This is a genomic window from Pseudomonas putida (assembly GCF_001941965.1).
GTDB classification, from domain to species: Bacteria; Pseudomonadota; Gammaproteobacteria; order Pseudomonadales; family Pseudomonadaceae; genus Aquipseudomonas; species Aquipseudomonas putida_L.
Genome location: NZ_MKZO01000043.1, coordinates 1 through 4,683, shown reverse-complemented (window position 1 = coordinate 4,683; position 4,683 = coordinate 1). Strand labels below are relative to the sequence as shown.

General features: G+C 63.0%; 4 protein-coding genes and 2 rRNA genes. 2 read left to right on the top strand and 4 right to left on the bottom strand.

What is annotated here, in order from left to right:
- The first annotated feature begins 146 nt into the window (after positions 1 to 146).
- Positions 147 to 488, top strand: coding sequence for a tryptophan synthase subunit beta (locus PSEMO_RS22940; RefSeq protein WP_075805241.1), 342 nt, complete (start codon positions 147 to 149; stop codon positions 486 to 488).
- A gap of 129 nt (positions 489 to 617) precedes the next feature.
- Here PSEMO_RS22940 and lapD read toward each other — a convergent pair whose 3' ends face one another.
- Both lapD and lapG read right to left on the bottom strand, forming a co-directional pair.
- Positions 618 to 2,549 (bottom strand): cyclic di-GMP receptor LapD, encoded by a 1,932-nt coding sequence (lapD, locus tag PSEMO_RS22935; RefSeq protein WP_075805240.1) that lies wholly within the window; start codon positions 2,547 to 2,549, stop codon positions 618 to 620.
- A gap of 9 nt (positions 2,550 to 2,558) precedes the next feature.
- The gene (lapG, locus tag PSEMO_RS22930; RefSeq protein ID WP_086937255.1) at positions 2,559 to 3,221 is read right to left on the bottom strand and encodes a cysteine protease LapG; all 663 of its coding nucleotides are present in this window, start codon (positions 3,219 to 3,221) and stop codon (positions 2,559 to 2,561) included.
- Positions 3,222 to 3,562: 341 nt separating this feature from the next.
- Between lapG and PSEMO_RS22925 the strand changes: the two genes are divergently transcribed.
- Entirely contained in the window at positions 3,563 to 4,252 is a 690-nt protein-coding gene (locus tag PSEMO_RS22925; protein WP_075805248.1) for a GntR family transcriptional regulator, read from the top strand.
- 103 nt (positions 4,253 to 4,355) lie between these two features.
- Here the strand turns inward: PSEMO_RS22925 and rrf (PSEMO_RS22920) are convergent.
- Positions 4,356 to 4,471, bottom strand: a 5S ribosomal RNA gene (rrf, locus tag PSEMO_RS22920).
- Positions 4,472 to 4,581: 110 nt separating this feature from the next.
- Positions 4,582 to 4,683, bottom strand: a 5S ribosomal RNA gene (rrf, locus tag PSEMO_RS22915); the annotation flags it as partial.

Genomic DNA, 4,683 nt, shown 5'->3' with positions numbered 1-4,683 from the left:
TGCGCTGATCGGTGCCAACCCTTGCGGGGGTTGGTGCCAACAGCTGTTTTTGCCTGATCGGTCACGGCGCCGCATACTCGTGCGTCGCTTTCCTTCCTTATTGACCTAAGCTGCTGACGATGGATTCAAAGACACGAGGTAAAACCATGTTCTACGTGCAACGCGATGCGGCTGGCCAGTTACTTCGGGTCGAAGCGGCTGCCTTTGCCGAGGCCACGGAAATGCTCCCGGCCGATCACGCCGAGGTCCAGGAGTGGTTCGCTGACGATGTGGTGGAGAACAGCCTCAAGCAGCTCAAGCAGAGCGACCTGGACATGATCCGGGTGCTGGAGGACCTGATCGATGTGCTGACCACCAAGGGCGTGATCAGCATCACCGACCTGCCGCCGGGCGCCCAGGCCAAGCTGCTCAACCGCAATACGGCACGGGCGGCGCTTGGCGGGTTGAACAACCTGATCGATGAAGACGAGCATGGCGGGTTGATCTGACTCAACGCGATCCCTGTGGGAGCTGGCTTGCCAGCGATTGCGTCAGTCCGGACAACATCGCTGTCATTGCCGGCCTCATCGCTGGCAAGCCAGCTCCCACAGGTTCCGAACCGACCATAAGATTTGTGTTCAGCGCCAGGGCGCCGGTTCGCCCACCAGGCGGCCCTGCACGCCCTGGATCTCCATCTCCCGCAGTACCTGCAACTCCCCTTCGGTTTCCACGCGCTCGGCGATCAGCGGCAGGTCGATGCTGTGGGCTGCACGCTGCACGGCCTCGATGAAGATGCGCTTGTGCTGCTCCTCGTCGATGGCACGGATGTAGCTGCCGTCGATCTTCAGGTAGGCCAGGCCCAGGTGCGCCAGGTTGCCGATCATGCTGAAGCGCCCACCAAAGTGCTGCAGGCTGAGGCTGAAACCCAAACCGCGCAGGCGTCGGGTCAGCTGTTCCAGCACCGCCTGTTCCGGCAACTGCTCTTCGGCGATTTCCAGCGTCAGGCGCGGCCCGAGGCTGGCATGCTGGCCCAGCAGGTCGAAGACCTTCTGCAGGCTGGCCGGATTGGCCACGGTGGTCGCCGACAGGTTCAGCGCCAGCGATTGGTCATGCCCGTGCATCTGCTTGAGCACCTTCTCCAGCATCACCAGGTCAAGGCGGGTGGCCCAGCCGAAACGCTCCAGCGCCGGCAGGAAGCGCCCGGCGGCAATGGCTTCGCCACGGTCGTCGATCAGGCGCGAGAGCACCTTGTAGTGCAGCACGCGGTCGAGGTGGTTGCTGTCCACCACCGGCTGGAAGAACAGCTCGAAACGGCCCTGGGCAAGCGCTTCGTCCAGCAGCGTATGCCATTGCCGGTGGGTGTCGCTGGCCTGGGTCGCAGAACCCTGCTCCAGGCACACCCAGGACGGCTCGGGCTGGCTCTGGGCCCGGGCCAGGGCCTCGTCGGCCAGTTGCAGCAGGGCCTTGGGCTCATCACCCGGGCTGAACGGCGCCAGGCCAATGCAGGCAGACGGGGTGACATCGGAAATACCGCGCAAACCAGCGTCCAGGGTCTCTGCCAGGCGAATCGCATCGTCGTGGCTCAGCCCCGGCGCGAGCACAGCGAATTCGCCACCGCGGCTACGGGTGATCAGATTGTTGGTTTCCGGGAAGCCGGCACAGATGCCCTTCAACTGCTGGCCGACCGCCTGCAACAGCTGGTCGGTACGCTGGCCGCCGAGGCGCTGGTTGAGGCCAGCCAGGTCCTGCACCCGCAACAGCAGCAGATAGCCGTCACGGGCTTCTTCCAGATTGCTGACCCGGGCATTCAGCTGCATCTCGAAGTAACGCCGGTTGGCCAGGCCGGTGAGGCTGTCCTGGTACGACTCGACCCGCAGCTTCTCGCTGCGCTCGGCCTGCTCCTGGTACAGCGCCTTGAGCTTCTCGACCATCTGGTTCATGGCCTGCACCACCCGGCGCAGCTCCGGAGTGCGCGGCAGGTCCGGCAGGCTAAGGAATTCACGACGAGCGATGGCGTGGGACTGCTCGACCATGTAGTCCAGCGGCCGCAACTGGCGGCGCAGCAACAGCGCCCCGGCGATCGCACTGAGGGCACCGCACAGCAGCAGCCAGCCGAGGCTGCCAAGGGCGCTCTGCCACAGCTTGGCGAGGGCGAACATCGGGTGGCTGACCACCTCGACCCGCGCCGCCTGCTGCCAGCCGCGCATGACGATGGCGTCACCGCCCGCCGCCTCCAGGCCGATCAGTTGGATGAACCACTGCGGCACGCCCATCGGATCGGGGTCGGCATGGCGCTCCACCAGCACCGCATTGGAGCCGAGGTCGACCACGCGGATGCTCGCGTAATAGCCACTGTCGAAGATCGAGCTGACCATCAGCTCGACCATCGCCGGGTCATCCAGGTTCGGCGTCAGCGACAGCGCCAGCGCCGTGGCGGCGTCCTGGGCGTGGGAGCGCAGCTGGTTGACGTACTGACTGCGCGAGCTTTCCAGGCTGACCATGAAGCTGCCACTGAAGGCGATCACCAGGAACAGGCAGATGGCGAGCAGCAATTGTTTGAACAGTGACATCGGAGCTCCTCAGTAGACCGGCTCGGCAGGGAATCCCTCCGCCTGCATCTTTTTCAACAGATCCTGCCAACGCGACAGGCGCTTGGTATCGCCGACTTTCTTGTTGCCCGCCGCGCCGGTCAGCCACAGGCCCTCGCCGTTGAAGGCGTAGACCGGCAGCAGGTCGGGACGCTGGCTGGCCGGCTTGATGGCATCCATCAGGCTGTCGAGGACCAAAGGCATGGCGTCAGGGCTGGAATAGTAGGTCAGGACCATGTGCGCGCGGTTCTGGCGCAGGGCCTTGACGTAGGTGATGCGCAATTTGTCGGCAGGAACGCCGAGTCGACGCAGGCTGAAGTACTTGGCGATGGCGTAGTCCTCGCAGTCACCGGCGCCCTTGAGCAGCGACTGGATCGGCGTCGCCCAGTAATCGACTTCGTGCCACAGGTCGATGTCTTCCTCATAGCGCAACTGACGGTTGAAGAACTGGTTGACCACCTGCAGCTTCTCGGCCTCGCCGAGCTGCTTCTGCGTCGCCAGCAGTTGCTGCCAGGCGTCGATACGCTGCTGGCCGGCGCCGAGCGGGCCATAGAGGGCTGCGGCCTTGCGGCTGATCTGGGAGAAATCCCAGTCCGCGCGAAGCCCGCCCAGCAGCGCCAGGCCAAGCAGCAGGGCGAGCCCCGCCCGGCGCATGGTCAGATAAATGGCCCAACGTATCGCCAAGGCAGACTGTCCGCGAAATCCCTGGAAACGGCGATGGTGCCGCCAGATCAGGGAAAAAACAATGGCGCAGGACAATCATGGCGCCATCACTTTTTCCGGCGTCCGACAATCGGTTGACGCCCGGACCGGCGAGACACTTTCAATCACTCTAAAGTTCATTCAGGATTAGCCCCCGATTCAGCCGCAGGCCTTTGCCCACGTGAAGCGAACCGCTTCTGCCAGCGCCTTGGGCCCTCCCGGTTTGACAACAAACGTACCCCTCACTAGCGTGATTGGATCCAATCTCGCTCCAAATGCAGGACAACACCAGCGTGGCCGGAAAAACCAAACTCCTGAGCAGCATCCTGGGTGACGAACAGGTGCCCGCGCACCTGGCCCGCAGCGTGATCGAAGAGCGTTTGCGCAGCGCCATCCTCGATGGTCGCCTGGCGCCCGGGATGGCCATCCGCCAACAGGAGCTGGCAACGCTGTTCGGGGTCAGCCGCATGCCGGTCCGGGAGGCGCTGCGCCAGTTGGAGGCGCAAGGGCTGCTGAGCGTTGTCGCGCACAAGGGCGCTGTAGTTGCGCCATTGATCGGCGAGGACGCGGTGGATACCTACGAGCTGCGCACGCTGCTGGAAACCGAGGCCCTGCGCCAGTCGATCCCCTTGCTCGACGCCGAGGACATCGCCCAGGCCCGCGGCTATATCGCGCAACTGGAAAACGAAACCCGGCATGCCGAGATCGGCCGCCTGAACCGGCTGTTCCACATGAGCCTGTACAGCAAGGCGCACAACAAGAAGCTGCTGCGCCTGATCGACAACGAGTTGCTGCAGGAGGAACGCTTCCTGCGTTTCCACCTGTCGTCCATGGGCCTGGGCAAGCTGACCCAGGACGATCACAACGGGCTGGTCGATGCCGCCAGTGACAAGGCGATCGACGAGGCAGTGGCGGTACTGCATCGTCATCTCGACAAGGGCATGCGGACCATCCGTGACTACCTGGACAAGACCGGCAAGTAACTGCCCCCTCCCCCGCTTCCTTTCCCCTGCCGAGCCAGGTTTTGCCCAGGCCCTGAAAAGACAAAACCCCTGTCTGCAAGGCAGACAGGGGTTTCGGAATGAATCTTGACGATGACCTACTCTCACATGGAGAAGCTCCACACTACCATCGGCGATGCATCGTTTCACTGCTGAGTTCGGGATGGGATCAGGTGGTTCCAACGCTCTATGTTCGTCAAGAAATTCTGTGTGCCGATCCGTCGTCAGGCGACAGCTCAGCGAAATCTTGGTACTTCTACTAAAAGACAAAACCCCTACCTGCATTCGCAGATAGGGGTTTCGGAATTGAATCTTGACGATGACCTACTCTCACATGGAGAAGCTCCACACTACCATCGGCGATGCATCGTTTCACTGCTGAGTTCGGGATGGGATCAGGTGGTTCCAATGCT

Bases quoted from the DNA above. Each gene is read 5' to 3' on its own strand.
- PSEMO_RS22940 (WP_075805241.1), top strand. From the start codon at position 147: ATGTTCTACGTGCAACGCGATGCGGCTGGCCAGTTACTTCGGGTCGAA.
- lapD (WP_075805240.1), bottom strand. From the start codon at position 2,549: ATGTCACTGTTCAAACAATTGCTGCTCGCCATCTGCCTGTTCCTGGTG.
- lapG (WP_086937255.1), bottom strand. From the start codon at position 3,221: ATGCGCCGGGCGGGGCTCGCCCTGCTGCTTGGCCTGGCGCTGCTGGGC.